Origin of the sequence: Patulibacter sp. SYSU D01012, from assembly GCF_017916475.1 — a bacterium.
Taxonomy (GTDB): Bacteria; Actinomycetota; Thermoleophilia; order Solirubrobacterales; family Solirubrobacteraceae; genus Patulibacter.
Window position 1 is genome coordinate 1,260,371 of the sequence record NZ_JAFMTB010000001.1, and the last position, 22,322, is coordinate 1,282,692.

At 76.8% G+C, this 22,322-nt stretch carries 21 protein-coding genes; 4 read left to right on the plus strand and 17 right to left on the minus strand.

The features are described from left to right. Positions 1-125 precede the first annotated feature (125 nt). Together J3P29_RS05740 and J3P29_RS05745 are read right to left on the minus strand one after the other, a co-directional pair. Positions 126-962, minus strand: coding sequence for an exodeoxyribonuclease III (locus J3P29_RS05740; RefSeq protein WP_210492069.1), 837 nt, complete (start codon positions 960-962; stop codon positions 126-128). Positions 963-1,003: 41 nt separating this feature from the next. Beyond that, positions 1,004-1,810, minus strand: a complete 807-nt coding sequence (locus J3P29_RS05745; RefSeq protein ID WP_210492070.1) for an enoyl-CoA hydratase/isomerase family protein — start codon at positions 1,808-1,810, stop codon at positions 1,004-1,006. A 128-nt stretch (positions 1,811-1,938) separates the two neighbouring features. On the opposite strand from J3P29_RS05745, the gene J3P29_RS05750 reads away from it, so the two are divergent. The 3 genes from J3P29_RS05750 to J3P29_RS05760 all read left to right on the plus strand — a co-directional run bounded on the left by J3P29_RS05750 (position 1,939) and on the right by J3P29_RS05760 (position 5,442). After that, on the plus strand, positions 1,939-3,012 hold the full coding sequence (locus J3P29_RS05750) for an alpha/beta hydrolase (RefSeq protein ID WP_210492071.1): 1,074 nt from the start codon (positions 1,939-1,941) through the stop codon (positions 3,010-3,012). Continuing rightward, a complete protein-coding gene (gene glpK, locus J3P29_RS05755; RefSeq protein ID WP_210492072.1) occupies positions 3,009-4,499 on the plus strand; it encodes a glycerol kinase GlpK in 1,491 nt (496 codons plus the stop codon). Before J3P29_RS05750 ends, glpK begins: the two co-directional genes overlap by 4 nt. Before the next feature lie 187 nt (positions 4,500-4,686). Next, positions 4,687-5,442 (plus strand): lysophospholipid acyltransferase family protein, encoded by a 756-nt coding sequence (locus tag J3P29_RS05760; protein WP_210492073.1) that lies wholly within the window; start codon positions 4,687-4,689, stop codon positions 5,440-5,442. Positions 5,443-5,818: 376 nt separating this feature from the next. On the opposite strand, the gene J3P29_RS05765 is transcribed toward J3P29_RS05760, so the two are convergent. The 4 genes from J3P29_RS05765 to J3P29_RS05780 all read right to left on the minus strand — a co-directional run bounded on the left by J3P29_RS05765 (position 5,819) and on the right by J3P29_RS05780 (position 10,595). Next, the gene (locus J3P29_RS05765; protein WP_210492074.1) at positions 5,819-8,152 is read right to left on the minus strand and encodes a hypothetical protein; all 2,334 of its coding nucleotides are present in this window, start codon (positions 8,150-8,152) and stop codon (positions 5,819-5,821) included. Positions 8,153-8,454: 302 nt separating this feature from the next. Next, positions 8,455-9,282: an SDR family NAD(P)-dependent oxidoreductase gene (locus J3P29_RS05770; RefSeq protein WP_210492075.1), complete on the minus strand. Its 828-nt coding sequence runs from the start codon at positions 9,280-9,282 to the stop codon at positions 8,455-8,457. Between the two features lie 110 nt (positions 9,283-9,392). Then, positions 9,393-10,001, minus strand: coding sequence for a hypothetical protein (locus J3P29_RS05775; RefSeq protein WP_210492076.1), 609 nt, complete (start codon positions 9,999-10,001; stop codon positions 9,393-9,395). 30 nt (positions 10,002-10,031) lie between these two features. Continuing rightward, positions 10,032-10,595 carry a CGNR zinc finger domain-containing protein gene (locus J3P29_RS05780; RefSeq protein ID WP_210492077.1) on the minus strand — a complete coding sequence of 188 codons (564 nt, stop codon included), beginning with the start codon at positions 10,593-10,595 and terminating at the stop codon, positions 10,032-10,034. Between the two features lie 21 nt (positions 10,596-10,616). Between J3P29_RS05780 and J3P29_RS05785 the strand changes: the two genes are divergently transcribed. After that, a complete protein-coding gene (locus J3P29_RS05785) occupies positions 10,617-12,203 on the plus strand; it encodes an FAD-dependent oxidoreductase (protein ID WP_210492078.1) in 1,587 nt (528 codons plus the stop codon). On the opposite strand, the gene J3P29_RS05790 is transcribed toward J3P29_RS05785, so the two are convergent. The 11 genes from J3P29_RS05790 to J3P29_RS05840 form a co-directional block, all read right to left on the minus strand. Then, entirely contained in the window at positions 12,178-13,440 is a 1,263-nt protein-coding gene (locus tag J3P29_RS05790; protein WP_210492079.1) for an acyl-CoA dehydrogenase family protein, read from the minus strand. The two genes, J3P29_RS05785 and J3P29_RS05790, sit on opposite strands and share 26 nt — an antisense overlap. Further along, positions 13,437-14,627, minus strand: coding sequence for an acyl-CoA dehydrogenase family protein (locus tag J3P29_RS05795; protein ID WP_210492080.1), 1,191 nt, complete (start codon positions 14,625-14,627; stop codon positions 13,437-13,439). The genes J3P29_RS05790 and J3P29_RS05795 overlap by 4 nt, the downstream gene beginning before the upstream one ends. A gap of 132 nt (positions 14,628-14,759) precedes the next feature. Continuing rightward, entirely contained in the window at positions 14,760-14,954 is a 195-nt protein-coding gene (locus J3P29_RS05800) for a hypothetical protein (RefSeq protein ID WP_210492081.1), read from the minus strand. A gap of 102 nt (positions 14,955-15,056) precedes the next feature. Further along, a complete protein-coding gene (locus J3P29_RS05805) occupies positions 15,057-15,305 on the minus strand; it encodes a hypothetical protein (protein ID WP_210492082.1) in 249 nt (82 codons plus the stop codon). A gap of 293 nt (positions 15,306-15,598) precedes the next feature. Next, positions 15,599-15,844, minus strand: coding sequence for a hypothetical protein (locus tag J3P29_RS05810; protein WP_210492083.1), 246 nt, complete (start codon positions 15,842-15,844; stop codon positions 15,599-15,601). Positions 15,845-16,030: 186 nt separating this feature from the next. After that, on the minus strand, positions 16,031-18,205 hold the full coding sequence (locus J3P29_RS05815; RefSeq protein ID WP_210492084.1) for a peptidase domain-containing ABC transporter: 2,175 nt from the start codon (positions 18,203-18,205) through the stop codon (positions 16,031-16,033). Further along, the gene (locus J3P29_RS05820; RefSeq protein ID WP_210492085.1) at positions 18,202-18,732 is read right to left on the minus strand and encodes a hypothetical protein; all 531 of its coding nucleotides are present in this window, start codon (positions 18,730-18,732) and stop codon (positions 18,202-18,204) included. The genes J3P29_RS05815 and J3P29_RS05820 overlap by 4 nt, the downstream gene beginning before the upstream one ends. Continuing rightward, on the minus strand, positions 18,719-19,498 hold the full coding sequence (locus J3P29_RS20675) for a response regulator transcription factor (RefSeq protein ID WP_210492086.1): 780 nt from the start codon (positions 19,496-19,498) through the stop codon (positions 18,719-18,721). The genes J3P29_RS05820 and J3P29_RS20675 overlap by 14 nt, the downstream gene beginning before the upstream one ends. Next, positions 19,488-21,062 carry a hypothetical protein gene (locus tag J3P29_RS05830; RefSeq protein ID WP_210492087.1) on the minus strand — a complete coding sequence of 525 codons (1,575 nt, stop codon included), beginning with the start codon at positions 21,060-21,062 and terminating at the stop codon, positions 19,488-19,490. The genes J3P29_RS20675 and J3P29_RS05830 overlap by 11 nt, the downstream gene beginning before the upstream one ends. Then, entirely contained in the window at positions 21,044-21,880 is an 837-nt protein-coding gene (locus tag J3P29_RS05835) for an ABC transporter ATP-binding protein (protein ID WP_210492088.1), read from the minus strand. The genes J3P29_RS05830 and J3P29_RS05835 overlap by 19 nt, the downstream gene beginning before the upstream one ends. Continuing rightward, a complete protein-coding gene (locus tag J3P29_RS05840) occupies positions 21,877-22,263 on the minus strand; it encodes a hypothetical protein (RefSeq protein ID WP_210492089.1) in 387 nt (128 codons plus the stop codon). The genes J3P29_RS05835 and J3P29_RS05840 overlap by 4 nt, the downstream gene beginning before the upstream one ends. Positions 22,264-22,322: the final 59 nt, after the last annotated feature.

The following is a 22,322-nucleotide window of genomic DNA, read 5'->3' on the forward strand; positions in this document are numbered from 1 at the left end:
CCGGGGGGCCGCGCCACCCACGGGAAGGCGTCGCGCGCACCGCGGACCGGCCTGCCGCGCCCGGGCCCGACCGGCGCGCGGTCGGGCCGCCCGGTCGCGCGTCCCGGGACGGCGGGAGGGGCGCGCTACGCCGCGGCGTCGGGGCGCAGGTCCACGACGAGCGGGACGTGGTCCGAGGGCTTGAGGCCCTTGCGGTAGTCGCGGGCGATCCACACGGAGTCGATGCGCTCGGCGGTGCGGCGGTCGAGCAGCGCCAGGTCGATCCGCAGGCCGAAGTTCTTGTGGAAGGACCCGGCGCGGTAGTCCCACCAGGTGAAGACGGGCTCGCCGGCGACGTCGAGCGCGTCGTTGTACGCGACGTGCGCGTCGACGAGGTCACCGGCGTCCAGGACGTTCCGCAGCGCGGCGCGCTCGGGCGCGGAGACGTGCGTGTGGCCGACGAACCGCGCCGGGTTCCACACGTCCTGGTCGGTCGGGCAGACGTTCATGTCGCCGAGGATCGCGACGGGGCCGGCGTCGGCCAGCACGCGGGCGCGGTCGGCCATCGCGCGCAGGAACTCCAGCTTCGCCTCGTAGTCGGGGTGGTCGAGCGCCTTGCCGTTCGGCACGTAGACGGAGACGACGCGCAGGTCGCCGACGGTCGTCTCGACCCACCGCGCCTGCGTCGGGTCGGGCTCCATCGGCAGGCCGGCGATCGTCGCGCCGCTCGGGGTCGTCGCCGGGTCGCCGTCGTCGGGGTCCGCGGCGTCGATCCGGGTGAGCACCGCCACGCCGTTCCACTGGCCGCCCGAGTGGTCGTCCGTCCGGTACCCGGCGGCGGCCAGCTCGGCCCGCGGCAGCTTCTCGGGCGAGCACTTCGTCTCCTGCAGGCAGAGGACGTCCGGCTCGAGCTCGGCGAGCAGCTCGAGCACCCGCGGCATGCGGGCGCGGAGCGAGGCGACGTTCCACGAGATCAGGCGCACGGACCGATGGTGCCGGGTCGGGCGGTCGGGTCGCCGGACGGTCAGCGGCCGCGCCACACGGGGGCGCGCTTCTCCACGAACGCGCTGACGCCCTCGTGCAGGTCCTCCGTGCGGAACGAGGCGGCCCGCAGCTCGAGCAGCTCGCGCTCCGTGGCCGCGTCCAGCTCGCCCTCCGCCCGCAGCAGCGCGCGCAGCACCGCCTTCGTGCCGCGGACGGACACCGGGGCGTTGCCGGCGATCTCGGACGCGAGCGCGAGGACCTCGTCCTGCAGGTCGTCCGCGTCGGCCGTCCCGTTGACCAGGCCCCACGCCAGGGCGGTGTGGGGGTCGATCGGCGCGCCGAGCAGGAACAGCTCGCGGGTGCGGGCGACGCCGATGACGTCGAGGAACCGCCGCAGCCCGGTGTGGGGGTACACCAGGCCGAGCTTCGCCGGCGGCATGCCGAGCTGGATGTGGTCCGCGGCGACGCGCAGGTCGCACGCGAGCGCCAGCTCCAGGCCGCCGCCCATCGTGGGCCCCGGCAGCGCGGCGATCGTCGGCACGTCGCACGCCTCGAGCGCCTGGATCGCGGCGGTGAACGGGTGCGCGATGAGCGCCTCGGCGCGCCGCTGGAACTCCTCGCGGGGCAGGCCGCAGAGGCCGCCCAGGTCGTACCCGGAGGAGAACCGGCCGCCGGCACCGGTCAGGACGATCGCCCGCGCGCCGGAGTCCGGCGCCGCCAGCTCGGTGACCGCCGCGGCGAGCGCGTCGAGCAGCGGGTGGTCGAGCGCGCCGCGCTTGTCGGGGTTGGAGATCGTCAGGCGCACGACGCCCTCGGCCGGGTGGTCGCGCAGCAGCTCGCCGGTCATGGGCGGCGCACGATAGCCACCGCCGCGGCGCGTCGCGACTCCCGGTAGGACGGTGTCGACTCCGTGCCGTCCGCGCGCCGGATCCGTGCCGTCGTGGCGGCTCGGGGACGCGGCGGTAGGCTGGCGCCATGGACGCCCCCGGCACGGCCCGCGAGCCCGTCGTCCGCCGCTACGGTCCCGCCAGCACGCAGACGCTGCGCGTCGCGGCCGGGGTCCGGCGCACCCTGCTGCCCCTCGCCAGCGGCTGGCGGATGACGCCGCGCGGGATCCGGATGCTGCAGCGGCTGACCGACCCGACGGAGCACGTGCCCGTGCTGCGCGGCACCGAGGTGCAGCACGCGCAGGTCGGCGGGATCCCCGGCGAGTGGGTCCGCGGCCCGCGGGCGCAGGCGGGGCCCGACCCGCGGACGGACCCGAACGCCAGCCTCGTGCTCTACCTGCACGGCGGCGGCTACGTCTACGGCTCGCCGCGCACGCACCGCAACCTCGTCTCGCGCCTGTCGCACGTCACGGGCCTGGCGGCGTTCTCCGTCGACTACCGCCTGCCGCCGGAGTGGACGATGCCCGCGCCGGTCGAGGACGCCCTCGCCGTCTACCGCGCGCTGCTCGAGCGGCACGACCCCGCGCGCATCGTGGTCGCCGGCGACTCCGCGGGCGGCGGGCTGGCCCACGAGCTGGCGCTCCACGCCGCCGAGGCCGGGCTGCCGGCGCCGGCGGGCCTGGTGCTCCTCTCGCCGTGGAGCGACCTGTCCGCCAGCGGCGAGTCCGTGCGCACGAACGCCGCGGCCGACCCGTTCATCCCCGAGATCGGGCTGCGCCGCTGCGCCCGCGTGGCGGTGGGCGGCGGCGACCCGGCGGACTGGCGCGTGTCGCCGCTCTTCGCGCCCGACGAGCTGCAGGCCCGGCTGCCGCCGACGCTCGTGCAGGTGGGCGAGGGCCAGACGCTGCGGGACGACGGCGAGCGCGTGGCCCGCACCCTCGCGCGCGTGGGCGTGCGCAGCGAGCTCGAGCTGTACGAGGGCACCATCCACGTGGCGGCGGTCTGGACAGGCACGCCGGAGGCCCGCGACGCACTGCACCACATCGCGCGGTTCGTCGACGACGTGCTGCCGGCCGACGCGCCGGATCCGTCGGCCCGGGCGGAGTCGGAGGCGGCCGGCGAGGGCGGCACCGGACTGACGGCGGCGGAGGACGACGCATGATCCTGTCGATCGACCAGGGCACGACGGGCACCACCTGCTTCGTCGTCGACGCGGACGGCGAGCCGATCGGCCGCGCGTACCGCGAGTTCCGCCAGCACTTCCCGCACCCGGGCTGGGTCGAGCACGACGCCGGCGAGATCTGGGCGGTCACGCGGCGGGTGGCGCTCGAGGCGTGCGAGGACGCCGGCGTCGATCCCGCCGACCTGTCGGCGATCGGCATCACGAACCAGCGCGAGACGATCTGCGTGTGGGATCCGGCGACGGGCGAGCCGCTGCACCGGGCGATCGTCTGGCAGGACCGCCGCACCGCGGCGATGTGCGACGGGCTGCGCGCCGCGGGCCACGAGCCGCGCGTCCGCGAGCGCACCGGCCTGGTCCTCGACCCGTACTTCTCGGCGACGAAGATCGCCTGGCTGCTCGAGGACGCGCCCGAGCTGCGCGAGCGCGCCCGGCGGGGGACCGCGGTCTTCGGGACCGTCGACTCGTGGCTGCTCTTCAAGCTGACGGGCGAGCACGTGACGGAGCCGTCGAACGCGTCGCGGACGATGCTCTACGACCTGGCCACGGGCGACTGGGACGACGAGCTGTGCGCCCTCTTCGGGGTGCCGCGGCGCGCGCTGCCCGAGATCCGACCCTCGATCGGCGGCTTCGGCCGCGTGATGCCCGGCGTGCTCGGCGACGCGTCCTGCCCCGTCGCGGGCGTCGCGGGCGACCAGCAGGCGGCGCTGTACGGCGAGGCGTGCCTGGACCGCGGCGAGGGCAAGAACACCTTCGGCACCGGCTCGTTCGTGCTGCTCAACACGGGGACGGAGCAGGACGGAGGCCGCGTGCTGCACGACGGCCTGATCACCACCGTGGCGTGGCAGATCGGGCAGCGGACCGTCTTCGCGCTCGAGGCGTCGGTCTTCGCCACCGGCGCCGCCGTGCAGTGGCTGCGCGACGGGCTGGGGATCATCGACAGCGCCGGCGAGACCGAGGCGCTGGCGGCGTCGCTCTCGTCGAACGACGGGGTGTACCTGGTGCCGGCGTTCGCCGGCCTGGGCGCCCCCCACTGGGATCCGTACGCCCGCGGCACCGTCGTCGGGCTGACGCGGGGCGCCACCCGGGCGCACCTGGCCCGGGCGACGCTCGAGGCGATCGCCTTCCAGACGCTCGACGCGGTCCGCGCGATGGAGGCCGCGGCCGGCGAGCCGCTGCGCGTGCTGAAGGCCGACGGCGGCGCGACCGCCAACCGCTGGCTCATGCAGTTCCAGGCCGACGTGCTCGGCGTGCCGGTCGTCGTGCCGGCGATCCACGAGACGACCGCCCTGGGCGCCGCGTTCCTGGCCGGCGTGGGGGTGGGGGCGTGGAGCCAGCGCGACGTGACCCGCACGTGGCGCGAGGCGGCGCGGTACGAGCCGCGGATGGGGGCGGACGAGGCGCGCGAGCTCCACGCCGGCTGGCAGGCGGCGGTGGAGCGGTCGCTGCGTCAGGTCGCGCCGGACTGAGGACGCGCGGCCCGGGACCGGCCGACTGCGGGCGGGCGCGCCGGGGCTCCCGGACCGAGGCGGGCGCGCCGCGGCCCCGGGATTGCGGGAGGGCGCGCCGGGCCGCGGGACCGAGCGCGGACGCGCCGCGGCCCCCGGACCGCGGCGGGCGCGCCGGGCCGCCGCGCGCGGCGTAGGATCGCCCGCGATGGCCGACGATCTCGTCAAGCTCAAGGAGCAGGTCTACGTCGACCCGCGGCCGGCCGAGGCGTTCGACCGCTACCACGCCCGGACGCGCGAGAAGGAGCCCGGGCCGGCGTACGAGGTCGTCCGCGGGCTGACGACGCTCTTGGCGGCGACGTTCTACCGCGGGCGGGCGTACGGGACGGAGCGGGTGCCGGCCTCGGGGCCGCTCGTGATCGCCCCGAACCACTTCTCCAACCTGGACCACTTCTTCATGGGGATGGGGATCCGCCGCAAGATCCACTTCATGGCGAAGTCGCAGATGTTCGTGTCGCCGATCGACAAGGTCTACGCGAACGGCGGCACCTTCCCCGTCCGGCGCGGCGCGGGCGACGCCGCGGCGTTCGAGACCGTCCACGCCATCCTCGACCGCGGCGGGGCGCTCGGCATGTACTGCGAGGGCGGCCGCTCGCGCACCGGCAAGCTGGCCGAGCGGGCCAAGCCGGGCATCGGCCGGATCGCGCTCGAGAGCGGCGCGACGATCCTGCCGACCGCGATCCACGGCTCCTCCCACGTCCGCAACGTCAAGCGCGGCCAGTTCCCCCGCATCACGGTGCTCTTCGGCGCCCCCCTGCGCTACGAGCGGCTCGGACCGGGCAACGTCGGGCGGGACGACGCGCGCATCGTGGCGAACGAGATCTTCGACGAAATCAAGGCGCTCTACGCCGTGGTCGAGGCGGGCGGCCGCGACGCCGCGCGCGCCTGGCGGCCGGCGGCGTAGGGGGGGCGGGGCCGGCGCGGGCCGCGGTCGGCGGGGCGCCGCGGTCGGCGGGGCGCCGCGGTCGGCGGGGCGCGCCGGCCGGCGCGTTCGGCCTGAGGGCCGGTGAGCGGACCTGAGCCGGAACACGACCCGCCCCACCGACGCGTTCGGCCTGAGGGCCGCCGGGCGGACCTGAGCCGGAACACGACCCGCCCCACCGACGCGTTCCGCCTCAGGGCCGCCGGCCGGACCCGAGCCGGAACACGACCCACCCCACCGACGCGTTCGGCCTGAGGGCCGGTGAGCGGACCTGAGCCGGAACACGACCCGCCCCACCGACGCGTTCCGCCTCAGGGCCGCCGGCCGGACCCGAGCCGGAACACGACCCCGACCCCGCCTACCGCAGCACCCGCTCGCAGCTGTCGTCCACCAGCACGTCGTCCAGGTCGACCAGGGCGACGTCGTTGCCCGGGCCGCAGGACAGCCGGTCGACGGTGCCGTCGACGGCCTCGAGCCGGTCGTCGCCGTCGCCGCCGATCAGGCGGTCGCGGCCGGTGCCGCCGATCACCAGGTCGTTGCCGGGGCCGCCGTCGACGACGTCGTCGCCCGCGGCGCCGGTCACCCGGTCGTCGTCCTCGTTGCCGTAGAGGACGTCGTCGTCCTTGCGGCCGTGCACGTCGTCGTTGCCGGGGCCACCGTGCACCTCGTCGTTGCCGTTCTCGCCGTCGACGTAGTCGTCGCCGCCGTTGCCGAAGAGGACGTCGTTGCCGTCCGCGCCGAGGAGGGTGTCGACGCCCTCGGTGCCGATCAGCCGGTCGTCGCCCTTCGTGCCGAAGAACGAGGCCGAGGTGCGGCCGACGTCGGTGCCGGCCTCGGGGGCGATCCGGATCACCGTCTCGCACGAGCTCAGGCGGTCGCGCGTCGGGTGGTCCTGCTCGACGTAGACCGTGTCGTGGCCGGTGCCGCACGAGATCCGGTCGGCGCTGTCGTCGGCCGCGCGGATCACGTCGTCACCGGCGCCCGCGACGATCCGGTCGGCGCCGGGGCCGCCGATGATCGTGTCGTTCCCGTCGTTGCCGTAGATCGTGTCGGCGCCGGAGTTGCCGTCGAGGACGTCGTTGCCGGTGCCGCCGACGATCCGGTTCTTCCCCACGTCGCCCAGCACCGCGTCGTCGTCGGGACCCGCGTCGACCTTGTCGTTGCCGCTGCCGGTCACGATGGAGTCCATCCCCGGGCCGCCGTCGAGCGTGTCGTTCGACGAGCCGCCGTCCAGGTGGTCGTTGCCCTCGCCGCCCACCAGCCGGTCGGTGCCGCGGTTGCCGACGATCGTGTCGTTGCCCGCCCCGCCGTCGAGCAGCGGGTCGTTGCCCAGGCCGCGCTCGATGATCTGGTCGTCGCCGTCGCCGCCGAGCACGCTGTCGTCGCCGTCGCCCGGGTCGACCGTGTCGTTGCCGGCGCCGAGCTCGACGATGTCGTTGCCCTGACCGGTCGTGACCTCGTCGTCACCGTCCCCGCCGTCCACGCGGTCCGAGCCGTCGCCGCCGACGATCAGGTCGTGGCCCGGACCGCCGGCGAGCAGGTCCTGGCCGGGACCGCCGTCGAGCACGTCGTCGTCCTCGTCGCCGTACAGCTCGTCGCGGTCGCGCCCGCCGATCAGGCGGTCCTTGCCGGCCAGGCCGATCAGGCGGTCCTGCCCGCGGGTGCCGGTCAGGCGGTCGTCGCCGGGCGTGCCCGTCTTCGTCGCCAGGCCGCCCTGCACGGCGATCGCCACCGGCGCCTTCGTGCTGAGCCGCACGGCGCGGGTGCGGCGCATGCTCGCGTACGGCACGAGGGAGAGGCTGCGCGAGCCGGCGTCCGCGACGAACACGCGCGTGTCGGCGTCGCCGACGGCGGGCAGGCCGGGGCCGCGGCCGACGGCGATCGTGCGGGTCGCCCGCCCACGCGCGACGTCGACGACGGCCAGGCGCTTGCCGGCCTTCGTCGCGGCGCCGACGACCACGCGGCTCGACGCGTCGGGCGACGCCACGCCGCCGCCGACGCCGAGCGGCAGGCGGATCGTGCCGCGCGTGGAGCCGTCGCTCGTCCGCAGGACGGTCAGCGTGCCGCGGGTCCGCGCCGTCCCGGGGACGGCGACGAGGGCCGTGGTGCCGTCGGGCCGGACGGTCACGCCGCCCGGGGCACGCGGCGTCCTCAGGCGCCGGACGACCTCGCCGCTCGCCAGGTCGAGGACCACGACGCCGCGCCGGCCGGCGTCGACGATCGCCCGGCTGGCGGTGGCGTCGACGGCCAGCCCGGCCACGGTCGTGCCCCGGTCCAGGCGGAAGCGGGCGACCCGCCGCATGGTGGTGGCGTCCAGCACGACGACCGTGCGGCCGCCGGCGGCCACGAGGCGCGTGCCGGTCGTGGCGGCCGCGAGGTGGCGGACGACGGAGCCGGGGTCGCCGGACGCCAGGACCTTCCCGTCGCCGGGGTCGACCGCGACGACCCGCCGGCCGGACGCGGTGTACAGGCGGCCCCCGTCGGACGAGAACGCCAGCGAGCGGGTGCCGCCGGGGACGCGGATCACGTCCTGCTCGCGCATCGTGCGCAGGTCGAACGTGCGGACCTTGGCGCTGCCGTCGGCGACCGCGACGACGCGGGCGTCGGCGGCGGGGACGGCGAGCAAGCCGACGGCGGCTGCGCCGAGCAGGGCGGGCAGGGTGCGCGCGGGACGTGAACGGAGCGAGGGCATCGACTCCCGGAACCCGCCCAGGGCCGGACGGTTGCGGTCCCCACGGGGTTTCGTCCGCCGGGAAGGAGTCTGCGCGGTACGCGCGAAGACCACGGTCAGACGGGCGTTCCGCGCGCCCGGCTGATCCTCCTCCTGGGCGCATCGTCCGGCGTCGCGGCGATGGCCGCGGCGCCGGCCGCGCCGGGGCGACCGGCCGTGATGCGTCCCGGGCCGTGCGGCGTCGACGTGCGCGTGCGACCCGCGCCGCGGCGCCGGGTGCCCGCGAGCGGACCGCTCCGGCGCCGGCCGGCCGCGAGGCGTCCTCAGCCCGTCATGCCGCCCATCTGCCCGCCCGTCACGTGCAGCGTCTGGCCGTGGACGTAGTTCGACCACGGCGAGCAGAGGTAGAAGATGCCGCCGGCGGCCTCCTCCGGGGTGCCGGGGCGGCCGAGCGGGACGAGCATCGGCGCCAGCTCGCGCATGCCGTCGGGGATGCCCAGCTGCACGCGCTCGCCGCCGATCTCGGTGACGTTGGTCTCGTCCTTGCTGGCGGTCAGCCGGGTCTCGATCCAGCCGAACGCGACGGCGTTGACGTTGACCTTGAACTGGCCCCACTCCTTGGCGAGGGTGCGGGTCAGGCCGACGACGCCCGCCTTGCCGGCGCTGTAGTTCGCCTGGCCGGCGTTGCCGAGCGTGCCCGAGATCGACGAGACGTTGACGATCTTGCGGAAGACCTCGCGGCCCTCCTCGCGCTCGCGCTTGGCGGGCTCGCGCAGGTGCGGGGCGGCCGCGCGGATCGTGCGGAACGGGACGGTCAGGTGGATGTCGAGCATCCGGCTCCACCAGTCGTCGCTCATCTTGTGGATCGGCGCGTCGAGCGTGTAGCCGGCGTTGTTGACGAGGATGTCGAGCTGCCCCCACGTGTCGATCGCGTGGGCGACCAGCGCGTCCGGCGTGCCGTCCTGCGTCAGGTCGCCGGCGAAGACGGTGCTCTCGCCGCCCAGGTCGTCCGCGGTCTGCTGCGCCAGGTCGCCGTCGAGATCGTTGATGACGACGCGCGCGCCGTGCTCGAGCAGCAGCTGCGCCGTCGCGCGCCCGATGCCGCGCGCCGACCCCGTCACGATCGCGACCTTGCCGTCCAGGACTCCCATGCGTCTCTCCTCGGTTCGCGGCGCGCGGAAGGGCGCGCCCCGGGCGCGATGCTAGTCGGCGCGGGCGATCGCGACCGCCCGCGCGGCCGGCGGTGCCGGGGCGCTGCCCGCTAGCCGCCGTGGCGCTGGACCGCCCGCGCGAGGGCGTCGTGGGCGTCGGTCAGCACGGGCTCGCCGTGCGAGACGAGGACGCGCTCGACCGGCAGCTCGAGCAGCGGGCGCAGCACGGCGGCCAGCTCGGGCGCCTCGAGCGGCCGGGGCATGTAGCCCGTCCAGTCCGGCGGGCTGGGCCGCAGGCCGCCCGGGGCGCCCAGCAGCCGGTCGCCCGGGACGAGCGTCGCGACGGCCGGCAGCCAGTACATCGTCTCGCCGGCGTCCGGCAGCGGCCGCGCCTCCACGCCCGCCGGCAGGGCGCCGTCGCCGCGCACGTCGCGGGCGTCGTAGCGGCGGACCGCCGCCTCGCGGGAGCGGGAGTGGAACTCGATCGTCGTCAGCACCACGACCGGCAGTCCCCGCTCGCGGACGACGTCGTCCAGCGGCGCCCACGCGGCGTCGTCGTCCTCGGGGACCACGAGCGGGTCGATGAGCACGGTCGCGTCGGGCGCGGCGTAGAGGACCGAGCCGACCTCCTGGTCCCAGCCCTCGTCGTCCTCGGGGTCCCACTCGGGGTGCTGGGCCGTCCAGCGCCAGAGGCCGTCGGCGATCCGCTGCAGCTCCATGCGGCGAGCCTCGCACAGCCCCGCGATGCGTCAGCCGCCCGCGGGCGTCGCCGCGTCGGGCGCGGGGGCGGCGGACCGGGCGCGGTGCGCCGCGACCCGCGTCCGCGTCGCGCACCGCTCGGTGCAGAACCGCTGCGGACGGCGGCGCCCCTCGTCGACGAAGACCCGGTCGCAGTCGCTGGCCGCGCAGACCCCCCAGGCGCAACGGCCGCGATCGCTCAGCCGCTCCGCCAGGGCGAACGCGCCGATCGCGAGCAGCGACGAGGCCGCGTCGGCGTCGGCCGGGACGGCGGGCCGCAGCGCCCAGCGCCCGTCGTCCGTGCGGGCCAGCGCCACCGGCAGCGGCGGTGCGGCGAGCACCGCGTTCAACCGGCCGGCGGCGGTCTCGGCGTCGGGGGTGGCGAAGATCCCGCGGAGCGTGCGGACCGCGGCCGCGAGGCGGTCCTCGACCACGTCGCGGCCGCCCAGCTCGCGGCCGCCGTGCGCCGTCGCCGCGGCGCTCCATGCGGCGGCGGTCGGCGGCCCGTTCAGGACGTCGCAGACGAAGCCGAGCCCCCTCGGGCGGTGATCGTCGGGACCGGGGTCGACGCTCATCCTCGCTACTGTAACGCCTGTATGGGAGAAAGTCGTTACAGCGACGCCGTCGGCCGGGACGAGGTGGTGCCGGCGTCGGCGGACGTCGTGGTGGTCGGCGGCGGCCCCGTCGGCCTCACGCTCGCGTTGGCCCTGCGCCGTCAGGGGATCGACGTGGTCGTCCTCGAGGCGCACCCGGGGCTGTCGCGGCACCCCAAGGCCCGCGGCGTCTCCGCCCGTTCCATGGAGACCTTTCGCGGGCTCGGGATCGAGTCGGCGGTCCGCGGGGCGGCGGCGCCGGACGACCACGTCCGGTTCTATCGGGGGCGCACGCTGCTCGATCCCGACGGGGTCGTCGGGCCGCCGCCGCCCACGCGGCGCACGGGGAGCACGCCCTCGCCGGGGGTGCTCTGCTCGCAGGACCGGCTCGAGCCGATCCTCCTCGGCGCTGCCCGTGGGGCCGGGGCGACGGTCGCGTTCTCGCGCCGCGTCACGGCCGTCGACCCGACCGCCTCGGGGGCGCGGGTGACCTACGCGGTCGCGGACGACGAGACGCCCCGCGCGGTCGACGCCGCCTACGTGGTCGGCTGCGACGGGGCGAACAGCACGGTCCGCGGCGCGGCCGGGATCACCCTGCGTGGGCAGCGGGGGCTGGGACGGTTCCTGTCCGTGCGGCTCTCGGCCCCGCTCGGCCCGCGGGTGGCGGATCGGCGCGCGGCGTCGTACTTCCTGGCCCCGGAGCTGGGCGGGTTCCTCGCCGTCGACAACGACCGCGAGTGGATCTACCAGCACCCCGTCCCGCCGGGCGCCGAGGCCGAGGCGTTGCGGGCCGACCTGCCGGCGATCGCCGCACGGGTCCGGGCGGCCGTCGGCGACCCCGACCTGCCGGTCGAGGTCCGCGACACGATGCTCTGGCGGATGGACGCCACGGTCGCGCAGACGTTCCGGCGCGGCCGGATCGTGCTCGCGGGCGACGCGGCGCACCAGGTCCCGCCGACGGGCGGCCACGGGATGAACCTGGGGATCGGCGACGCGGAGGGCCTCGCGTGGCGGCTCGCGCGCGTCCTGCGGGGCCAGGCGTCGTCGCGCCTGCTCGACGGCTACGCGGCGGAGCGCCGCGCGGTCGCCGCCGCCGTCCTGGCGATCTGCGTCGACAACTCCCGGCGGGCGTACGAGATCGACGACGAGCTGCTCCTCGGGACGACCTACGGCGCGGAGCCGCCGGTCGTGGCCGAGCCCTACCGGGCGTCCGGGCGCCCGGGCCGCCGGCTCCCGCACGTCGCGCTGCGCGGGGACGTGACGTCGACGCTCGACCTCGTCCGGCCGGGGGGAACGCTCCTCTTCGCGGTCCCCAGCTCGGCCTGGGGCGCCGCCGTGGCGGCGACGCCCGCGCTCGGCGGGGTGGTGATCGCGGCGTGCACCGACGGGGCGCACGCCGTGGCCGTCGACGGCGACTTCGAGCGGCGCACCGGCCTGGCGTCAGGGGAGGGACTGCTCGTGCGGCCGGACGGGCACGTCGTCGCCCGCGTGCCGCCGGTCCCGTCGCCCCGCGGCCTGGCGGAGGTCGCCGCCGCGTGGGCGCGCGAGGTCCACCCCGACGCGCCTACAGCCCGTACGAGCGCCCGATGACCTCCTTCATGATCTCGTCGGTCCCGCCGCCGATCGGGCCCAGCCGCGCGTCGCGCAGGGCCCGCTCGATGCCCTGCTCGCGCATGTAGCCCGCGCCGCCGTGCAGCTGCAGGCAGCGGTCGCAGACGTCGACGAGCGCGCGCTGCGTCAGCAGCTTCGCCATCGCGACCTCGCGCAGCGCCGGGACGCCCTCGACGTGCCTGCGCAGCGTCTCGTACGTCAGCGACCGGCACGCCTCGAGGGTCGTCGTCATCTCCGCCAGCGCCCAGCGGGTGCCCTGGAAGTCGACCACGCGCCGCCCGAACGCCCGGCGCTGCTGCACGAACGCCATCGTCCGCTCGAGCACGTCCTCCATCGCGGCGACCGCGCCGATGGACATCGACAGGCGCTCCCAGGCGAAGTTCGCCATCACGAGCGCGAAGCCGCCGTCCAGCTCGCCGAGCAGCGCGTCCTCGGGCACGAAGACGTCCTCGAACGTCACGAGCGCCGTGTCGGACGCGTGCCAGCCGAGCTTCTGCAGCGGGCTGGCGCTGATCCCGTCGCCGCGGTCGCGGCCGAGCGCCCGGACGTCGTCCTCGCTGCCCTTCGGCGGGGCGGAGCGCTCGATCACCAGGAACGAGATGCCGCCGTGCCCGCCCTCGGCCGACGTGCGGACGGCCGTGACGAGGTGCGAGGCCCGCACGCCGCCGGTGATGTAGCACTTCTCGCCCGAGACGAGGAAGCCGCCGTCCACGCGCTCGGCCGTGGTGCGCAGGCCGGCGACGTCGCTGCCCGTCCCCGGCTCGGTGATCGCGAGCGCGGCGACCCTCTCGCCGCGCAGCACGGGCGGCACCCAGCGCTCGCGCTGCTCCGGCGTGCCGAACTTCAGGATCGGCGGCGTGGCGATCGTCATCGGCGCGCCGAGCGCGGCGGCGAACCCGGCCGAGCCCGAGCGCGCGAGCTCCTGCTGGAAGACCGCCTCGTGGACCGGGTCGCCGCCCTGGCCGCCGAGCTCCTCGGGGTAGGAGAGGCCCAGGAACCCGAGCTCGCCCGCCCGCCGGAACGCCGACGACGGCACCCAGCCGGCGCGCTCCCAGTCGTCCAGGTGCGGCACCACCTCGCGCTCCACCCAGCGCCGCGCGGCGACCCGCAGCTCCTCGTGCTCCCCGGTGAAGAGGTGGTCCCAGCCCGCGGCCCGCAGGCGGACGGGCGGCGCGTCGGCCGCGTCGGGGGCCGGTGCGGCCTCGGTGGCGCTCACAGGCCGTACGACCGTCCGATGACCTCGAGCATGGTCTCGTCGGTGCCGGCGCCGATGCGGTTGAGCCGCAGGTCGCGCCAGGCCCGCTCGATCCCGTACTCCTTCATGTAGCCGGCGCCGCCGTGGATCTGCAGGCACTCGTCGGCGACCTCGCAGGCGATGCGGCTGGCGTAGAGCTTCGCCATCGAGATCTCCCGTACGGGGTAATCGCCCTGCATGACCCGCCAGGCGGTGCTGTACGTCATCTGGCGCGCGGCCTCGATCTTCGTCGCCATCTCCGCGAACTTCCACCGCGTGCCCTGGAACTTGCCGATCGCGCGACCGAACGCCTCGCGCTCGCGGGCGTAGTCCAGCGTGGTGTCGAACAGGCGCTGGGCGGACGCGACGGCGCCCGCGGCGGCGATCAGCCGCTCGCCCTGCAGCTCCCACATGATGTGGTAGAAGCCCTTGCCCTCCTCGCCGAGGACGTTCTCGGCCGGCACGCGCACGTCCTGGAACGCCAGCAGCGCGGTGTCGGAGGCGTGCATGCCGAGCTTCTCCAGCCGCTTCTCGCGCACGACGCCCGGGGAGTGCATGTCGACGAGCAGCAGGGTGAAGCCCGCGTGGCCGGCGTCCGGGTCCGTCCTCGTGACCAGGACGATGTAGTCGGCCCGGTGGCCGTTGGTGATGTAGAGCTTCGAGCCGTTGACGATCCAGTCGCCGGTGGCCGGATCCCGCTCGGCGCGCGTCTGGATGCCCGCGACGTCGGAGCCCGCGCCCGGCTCGGTGATGCCCAGGCACGCGATCTTCTCGCCGCGCAGCGCCGGCGCCAGCCACTCGCGCTTCTGCGCGTCCGTGCCGAGCAGCTTCAGGACGGGGTTGGCCATGTCGGTGTGGACGGCGACGCCCATGACCAGGCCGCCGCAGTCGCTGCGCGCCATCTCCTCGGCCAGCACGATCTGCGTGGCGTAGTCGCCGCCCTGTCCGCCGTGCTCCTCGGGGTAGTGCAGACCGAGGAAGCCGAGCTCGCCCATCCGCCGGAACACGCTGTCGGGGAACGTCGTCTCCTCCCACTCCTCGGCGTGGGGCTGCAGCTCGCGCTCGACGAACGCGCGGATCGAGGCCCGGAGCTCCTCGTGCTCGTCGGTGAACATCGGATGCCGGGCGGCGGCCCCGTGGTCGGGCCGCTGGACGCTGTCGGTCGCCATGGCGCGCAAAGTAGCACGTGGCACCTTCTACTTGGGGCGGTCGGCGGCCGAGGGGCTGCGGACAGACGACGAGGGCCGGCGGTGGCCGGCCCTCGCGGGTGCTGCGGTGTGCGGGCGGAGCGCCCGACGGGGTCAGGTGCCGTGGTGGCTGCTGGGCCCGCCGTGCTGCCCCTGGCGGACGACGGTGACGGCGAAGACGCCGACAACGACGCCGATCACGGCGGTGATGACGCCGGCGCTCCCGCCGACGAGCCCGGTGACGGCGCCGCCGACGGCGGCGATCACGATCACGCCGAGCAGGAGGGTGAGGAGGGTACGAGCGGTCATGCGGTGCTCCATCGGTCGGGTGGACGGTGCGGCCGTCGGCGGCGGAGGCGCGCCGACGGCGGGGCCGGGCCGATTGGCCCGGAGGCCGCGGCGGCGACGGGCCTAGAAGAGGCCCGTGACGATCCCGCCGACGCACCCGCCGACGGCACCGGCGCCCGCGCCGATGCCCGCGCCCGGGAGCGCGCCGACGCCGCCACCGACCGCGCCGGTGATCGCGCCACCGACGGCACCGCTGGCCGCGCCGCCCGCGGCGCCCTTGCCGCAGTCCCCGAGCCAGTTGCCGCCCCAGACCTGGTCCAGGTCGCGGTCGTCGAGCTCGATCGTGGTGGTGCCCTGCGTCTGCGTCTGCATCGTGAAGCCTCTTCCGTTCGGATTCGGTGGTTCGCTCTTGCGACTGCACGAACCACTCTAGGTCCGTGTGCGCCGTCGCACATCGGCCCCGGGGCGGGACCTGAGGCGCCCCTGGGGACCGCCCGGCCTCGTACCAGGGGACGAGGCGGCGCGGTCCTGCACCCCCGGTCCCGGTGCCGCGCCGGCCGGCGGGCCACGACGACGAACGCCGCGCTCGGGAGCGCGGCGTCGAGGGGTCGCGGGGGCCCGCCGGGGCGGCGGGGAGGGGCGGGGCGCGGCGGGCGCCGGGCGTCCTAGAAGAGGCCGGAGACGATGCCGCCGACGCACCCGCCGACGGCGCCCGCGCCGGCACCGATGCCGGCGCCCGGCAGGGCGCCGACGCCGCCGCCGATCGCGCCGGTGGCGGCGCCACCGATCGCGCCGGTCACCGCGCCGCCGGCCGCGCCGCCGACGCAGTCGCCGACGGGGTTGCCGCCCCAGACGGCGTCGAGCTCGCGGTCGGCGAGAGCGATGGCGGTGGGCTGCGTGGTCGTCTTCATGAGAGGTCCTTCCTCGAGAGGTCGGGCGGTTCGTGGGGTCCACGCTAGCCCCGTGTGCGCCCGCGCACATCGGACCGCCGGCCGGTTCGGAGCGCGACCCTGGGACCGGTCCGGGAGCGGGATGGGCCCAGGGTCGGAGACGGGGGTCCGCCCCGGGGGCGACGCCCGACCGACCGCCACCGGGGGTCAGGGCGCGGCGGTGCGGTCGGCCTCGACCTGCAGGCCGAGCAGCTGGGCGTACACGCCGCGCGCCGCCAGCAGCTCGTCGTGCGTCCCGCGCTCGGCGACGCGGCCGGCGTGGAGCACGACGATCTCGTCCGCGTCGCGCACGGTGCTCAGGCGGTGCGCGATGACGATGCGCGTGCACTCGAGCTCGCCCAGCAGGCGGTGGACGGCGGCCTCGCTCAGGGCGTCCAGGTGGCTCGTCGCCTCGTCGAGGATGAGCAGGCGCGGCTCGCGCAGCAGCGCCCGCGCGAGCGCCAGCCGCTGCCGCTGTCCGCCGGACAGGCTGCTGCCGCCCTCGGAGACGCGGGTGTCGAGGCCCATCGGGAAGCGGAGGACCTCGTCCAGGATGTTCGCCCGCGACGCGGCCTCGCGGACGCGCGCGTCCGACGCGTCGGGGTCGTGGAAGCGGATGTTGTCGCGGATGGTCCCGTCGAAGAGCGCCGTGTCCTGCAGCACGACGCCGAACTGGCCGCGCACCGAGGTGAGCTCCAGGTCGTCGGCGTCCACGCCGTCGAACCGCACGGTGCCCTCCTCGGCCTCGACGAGCCCCAGGATGGTCCGGGCGAGCGTCGTCTTGCCGGACCCGCTCGGTCCGACGATCGCGACCTTGCGGCCCGCCGGGATGCGCAGCGACACCCCCTGCAGGGCGGGCGGCCCGTCCGGCGAGTAGCGGACGGTGACGTCGCGCAGCTCGACCTCGCCGCGCAGCGCGGGCGCCGCGACGCGCTCCTCGATCCGCTGCTCGGGCGCCTGCCGCAGCAGGTCGACGAGGCGGTCGACCATCCCGCGGCCGAGCTGCAGCTGCGAGACGGCGGCCGCGCCCGACGACGCGCCGTTGATGAGCAGGCCGGACACGATCGCCAGCGCCACCATCGTGCCGGCCGACAGGTCGTCCGCCAGCACCGCCCGGGCGGCGAACCAGATCACCACGAGCGGGGCGGCCAGCCGGACCGCGCCGTTGACGGCCTCGACCGTCGCGGCGAGCTGGGAGCGCCGCAGCCCGCTGCGCAGCCCCGTGGCGAACAGGCCGGCGAAGCGCTCGAGCGCGCGGGCCTCGGAGCCGGTCGCCTTGATCGTCGCCATCTCGCTGACCGTCTCCACCAGGGCGCTCTGCGCGCGGGCCTGGTCGACGAGCTCCAGGTCGATGCGCGCGGCCAGGCGGGGCGCCGCGACCAGCGTGACCGCGACCTGCAGCGCCGCCAGGGCGGTGGCGACCGCCGCGATCGTCGGGTCGATGAGGAAGAGGACGACGCAGTAGCCGATCGCGACGAGACCGTCGAGCAGCGCGCCGAGCGACTGGGTGCCGAGGATCTGCCGGATCGACGCCGTGCTCATGAGGCGCATGACGGTGTCGCCCGCGCTGCGCCGGTCGAAGAAGGCGTGCGGCAGGCTCAGCACGTGGTCGAAGGCGCTCATCGTGACCTGGGTGTCGACGCGCGCCTCGAGCGCCAGCAGGATCCCCGCACGGGCGAGCCCGGCCGCGAGCTGGCCCAGGAAGAGCGCCCCGATGGCGACGGCCGCCAGCCCGAACGCGTCGTCGAGCCCCTGGGGGACCACGGTGTCGAGCACCAGCTTGATGGCGAACGGCGGGACGAGCGCGAGCGCCTGCAGCAGCACCGCCGCGACCACGAGCTGCACCACGAGCGCGCGGACGCCGGGCGCCCGGAGCGCGAGCCGCAGGAACTCGCGGCGGCTGTCGCGCGTGGGCGGCGCGGTGGGGTCGATCGACGCCCCGGCGGCCACCGTGATCACGATGCCCGTGAAGCCGTCGGAGAACTCCTCCGCCGACATGCGCCGTCGGCCGCTCCCCGGATCGATCACGTCGATCCACCGGGGCGTGGCGCGCTCGACGAGCAGGAAGTGGTCGAACTCCCAGTGGACGATCGCCGGGGTCTCGAGCTCGCTCAGGTCGGTGCCCGCCACCCGGAACGCGGTGGCGACGGCCCCGAGCCGCCGGGCCGCCTCGACCAGGCCGCGCCCGCTGGCGCCGTCGCGGCCGCCGCCGACGTGCTCCAGGCACTCCTCGATCGTGGTGGGGCGGCCCAGTCCGCACATCGCCATCGCCAGGCACGCGGCCCCGCACTCGTTCGGGCTCTGCTGCAGCTGGACGTCGATTCGCCGCCGACGGCCGATCACGATCCGCTCCCCAGGACGAGCCGGTACGCCGGCACGTGCGCGGTGACGGCGCGCCCGGTCGCGAACGCCCCGTCGAGGCGCGCGGGGGTCGGGGAGCCGTCGCGCGGCGCGGCGAGCGACAGCACGACCGTCGCGTTCGCGACGCTCGGCACCCGCGTGCCGCGGTAGCGCTCGGCGAGCTGCTGCGGGGTGCGGACCCCGACGACCCGGCGCACGACCAGCTCGGTCCGCTCGCCGCCGATCGTCGCGGTGACGGGCGTCCCGGGGGCGGGGCGGCGGTCGGTGGGGCCGGACAGCACGACGATCCCGGCCCGCTCCGGCAGGCCGACGACGACCACGCGGCTCGTGCGCGGCACGGTCCAGAGCAGGCCGACGACGAGCGCGGCGAGCAACGTCAGGGCCAGTCCGAGGGCCGCCCACCGCAGGGCGGGGGCCGACATCGGCGGCAGCACGCGCGGGTAGGCGGCGTCGGCGCGGGCGCGCAGCGCCTCGGGCCGGAAGAGGCCGCCCGGGTCAGTCGGTGGCACGGTCGCCTCCTTCGTGGCCGGCGATGCCGGCGCCGAGCGCGGCGACCGCCGCCTGCGTCCGGTCCTCGACCTGCAGCTTCGCCAGGACGTTCCCGACGTGGGTCTTGACGGTCCGCTCGCTGATGACGAGCGCGTCGGCGATCTGCGGGTTGCGCATGCCGGCCGCCAGGCAGCGGAGCACCTCGAGCTCGCGGGGCGTGAGCTCGTCGACGCGGAGCAGCGCCGCGTCCGCGACCGCCTCGTCCGGCCGGGGACCGCAGCCGTCGACCAGCACGTCGCGCACGGCCGGGGAGAGGACGACCACGCCCGCGGCCGCGGCGCGTGCCGCGGCGAGCAGGTCGAGCTCGTCGGTCCGGTCGACGATCCCGGTGACGCCGCCGGCCAGGGCGGCGAGGACGTCGTCCAGGCCGAGCGCGCCGCCGACGACGACGGTGCCGCAGCGGGGCGCCCGCCGGCGCACGTCCGCGAGCAGCGCCGCCACGCCCTCGCGGCCGGGGTCCTCGGCGAGCGCGGGATCGAGCAGCAGCGCGTCGGTCTCGCCGTCGTCGAGCCGGGCGGCGAGCGTCGCGGCGTCCGGGGCCTCGGCCACCGCCACGTCGTCGGCGCGCTCGACCAGCGCCCGGAGCCCCTGGGCGACGAGGGCCTCGGGCACGGCGATGAGCACGCGGAAGCTCTTCAGCCGGCTGACCGGACGGGGCGGCGTGGGCGCCTCGCCCGGGGCGCCGCCGACCGCGGCCGCCGCCTCGACGGCCCGGTCAGGCGCCACGGGTCACCGCCCGCAGCAGCTCGGGGGCGTGGCCGTCCGCCCACGCCGTCGCGCGGTGCAGCCCGAACGCGCACACGCCGGCCCCGCACGCGACGAGCACGGGCGCGGCGAGCCAGGCTCCCGGATCCCATCCCCGCAGGCCGACGACGAGGCAGGCGATCCCCGGGGCGAGCCCCGCGAGGGCGCCCACGACCCCGGCGGCGCTGCCGAGCACGCCCCGCGCGCTCATCCCCGGCGACACCCCCATCGCGCTCGACGCGCGCGGCATCGGGGCCCGGACGCTCAGCACGGCGCCGGCACCGACGACCGCGAGCAGCACGCCGACGCCGGCTGCGGCCCCGATCGGCGCCCACGCCAGGTCGCCGCCGACGAGCGCGAAGGCGACGGCAGCCAGGAGGATCGGCGGGACGTTGAGCACGACGAGGGCGAGCGCCCGGCCCCGCAGGTCGGCGCGCAGGGTGGCGGACGACGAGATCTGGGTCCACAGCGCGGGGCCGTCGAGGCCCAGCCCGTTGAGCTGGACGCCGCCGGCGGCGATGAAGGCCGGCACCGCGGCGGCGAGCGCCAGCGGCCCCGCCGGGTCGCCCGACGCGGTGAGCGTGAAGTACAGCGGGCCGCCGATGCCGACGGTCCACGACACGAGCCAGTTCGATCGCCGGAGGGGGTCGCGAGCGGTCATGAGCAGCTCCTTCGCGGCGACGGCCGCGGTGCGGGGATCGGAGACGGGGAGCAGCGCGGCGAGGGCGGCGATCGCGCTGCGCGCCTGGCTGCCGGCGTCCTCGCCGCCGGCGCGGACGAGGGCCCGGTCGAGCGCGAGGGCCCACGCCGCGAGGATCGCGGCCAGGAAGGCGGCGCCGGCGGCGACGTGCGCGAGCGCGGCGCCCACGGCGTCCTGGCGCAGGTCCTGCAGCGCGGCGCCGAGCTGGCCGCCCGGCGTCCACCGCAGCACGGCGGCGACGTCCTCGACGGCGCCGCGGCCGGTCAGCAGCAGCGGCGCGGCGCCGAGCACCACCGCCGCCAGCAGCACGGCGAGGAACGCGAACGCGGCGTCGCGACGGCGGCGCGACGCCGCGCGGCGCGAGACCACGGTGACGGCGGCGCGGCCCGAGGCCACGCAGAGCGCGGCGAGCAGGATCGCGACGAGGAGCGCGACCGGGGCGCCCGCCGCCGAGCGGACGTGCCCGCCGCTGAGCCCGAGGACCGCGGCGCTCGTCGCCCACGCGCCGGGGCCGACGAAGCCGCCGAGCAGCATCCCGGGGACGAGATCGCGGCCGCGGACGGGCAGCAGCGCCAGCGCGGCGGGGTCGAGGGACTCGTCGAGGCCGGCCCCGACGAGCGGCGCGAGCAGCGGGACGAGGATCCAGGCGATCCACAGCCCGGCGGCGGCGACGACCGCGACGCCCGCGGTGTCCGGGGCCAGCCCGACGAGGACGGCGACGAACGTGCCGGCGGCGGCGGCGATGCCCACGACGAACGCGGTCGCGGTCGCGGCGACCTTGCGGCCCGGCGTGTCGAGCTGCGCGGCGAGGAGCCGCAGGCGGAGGGCTACGAGGACCCGAGCCACGAGAGCTGCTCCCGGATCTCCGTCTCCTCGGCGGGGGCGCCGACGTGCCGCACGAACACGTCCTCCAGCGTGCCGTCGCCGAGCACCTCGCCGGCGGGGCCGTCCGCGAGGACCCGGCCGGCGGCCATGATCGCGACGTGGTCGCAGAGCCGCTCGACCACCTCGACGACGTGGCTCGACAGCACCACGGTGCCCCCGCCGCGGCGGTACTCGTCGAGGATGCCGCGCAGCACCCGGCTGCTCAGGGGATCGACGCCCTCGAACGGCTCGTCCAGGACGAGCAGCGCGGGGCGGTGCAGCAGCGCGGCGGCCAGCCCCACTTTCTTGCGCATCCCGTGGCTGTAGTCCTCGACGCGGCGGTCGGCGGCCTCGGCGAGCCCGGTGACCTCGAGCAGCTGCTCGGTGCGCGCCGCTACCAGGTCGCGCGGCAGGCGGCGCAGCAGGCCGGTGAACGTCAGCAGGTCGCGGCCGGTCAGCCGCTCGAACGTCGGCAGGCCGTCCGGCAGCACGCCGATGCGCGCCTTCGCCTCGGCCGGATCCCGCCAGACGTCGGCGCCGGCGACCGCGACGGTCCCGCGATCCGGGCGCAGCAGGCCGCTGACCATCCGCAGCGTGGTGGTCTTGCCGGCGCCGTTCGCGCCGACGATGCCGTAGAAGGCGCCGCGCGGCACGGCCAGGTCGATCCCGTCGACGGCGGCCTTCGCGCCGAAGCGCTTCACGAGGCCGTGGATGGCGAGCGCGGGGACGTCGGGAGCGGACGGCTGGGGGGCGGGACGCGCCGCGGGGTCGGGACCCCCCGTCGACGGGGCGGCGGTCATCCGGCCGCAGGCGCCGTCGCGCGTCGCAGGTCCTCCACGGCCTCCGCCATCGCCCGCTGGTACGGATCGACGCGGTTCTGGAGCGACACCGCGTTCCATCCGGGGTCCTCGTCGGCCGTGGCCCGGACGCGGACCCGGCCGGCCCCGACGTCCTCGAGCTCCAGGCGGACCCGGACCGGCAGCCGGCGGCGGCTCCACGGCAGGATCACGCCGCCGAGACGGGCGGCGAGCCGGGAGCCGAAGCGCGCCTCGAGCCGCCGGTCGGTCTGGGAGACGACGGTGCCGCCGCGGCGGGCGACCGCCTCCAGGAGGGCGGCGCGGGCGGCCTCGGGGCCACCGGACGCCTCCCACTCCGCGTGCTGGGTGAGGTCCCTGGCGCTCACGTGCAGGTCCGTACCCGGGCCCGCGCGCGGGCATGCGGGCAATCCGCGGCGCGGGCGGG

Bases quoted from the DNA above. Each gene is read 5' to 3' on its own strand.
- J3P29_RS05745 (WP_210492070.1), bottom strand. From the start codon at position 1,810: ATGACCGGCGAGCTGCTGCGCGACCACCCGGCCGAGGGCGTCGTGCGC.
- J3P29_RS05750 (WP_210492071.1), top strand. From the start codon at position 1,939: ATGGACGCCCCCGGCACGGCCCGCGAGCCCGTCGTCCGCCGCTACGGT.
- glpK (WP_210492072.1), top strand. From the start codon at position 3,009: ATGATCCTGTCGATCGACCAGGGCACGACGGGCACCACCTGCTTCGTC.
- J3P29_RS05760 (WP_210492073.1), top strand. From the start codon at position 4,687: ATGGCCGACGATCTCGTCAAGCTCAAGGAGCAGGTCTACGTCGACCCG.
- J3P29_RS05765 (WP_210492074.1), bottom strand. From the start codon at position 8,152: ATGCCCTCGCTCCGTTCACGTCCCGCGCGCACCCTGCCCGCCCTGCTC.
- J3P29_RS05770 (WP_210492075.1), bottom strand. From the start codon at position 9,282: ATGGGAGTCCTGGACGGCAAGGTCGCGATCGTGACGGGGTCGGCGCGC.
- J3P29_RS05775 (WP_210492076.1), bottom strand. From the start codon at position 10,001: ATGGAGCTGCAGCGGATCGCCGACGGCCTCTGGCGCTGGACGGCCCAG.
- J3P29_RS05780 (WP_210492077.1), bottom strand. From the start codon at position 10,595: ATGAGCGTCGACCCCGGTCCCGACGATCACCGCCCGAGGGGGCTCGGC.
- J3P29_RS05785 (WP_210492078.1), top strand. From the start codon at position 10,617: ATGGGAGAAAGTCGTTACAGCGACGCCGTCGGCCGGGACGAGGTGGTG.
- J3P29_RS05795 (WP_210492080.1), bottom strand. From the start codon at position 14,627: ATGGCGACCGACAGCGTCCAGCGGCCCGACCACGGGGCCGCCGCCCGG.
- J3P29_RS05800 (WP_210492081.1), bottom strand. From the start codon at position 14,954: ATGACCGCTCGTACCCTCCTCACCCTCCTGCTCGGCGTGATCGTGATC.
- J3P29_RS05805 (WP_210492082.1), bottom strand. From the start codon at position 15,305: ATGCAGACGCAGACGCAGGGCACCACCACGATCGAGCTCGACGACCGC.
- J3P29_RS05810 (WP_210492083.1), bottom strand. From the start codon at position 15,844: ATGAAGACGACCACGCAGCCCACCGCCATCGCTCTCGCCGACCGCGAG.
- J3P29_RS05835 (WP_210492088.1), bottom strand. From the start codon at position 21,880: ATGACCGCCGCCCCGTCGACGGGGGGTCCCGACCCCGCGGCGCGTCCC.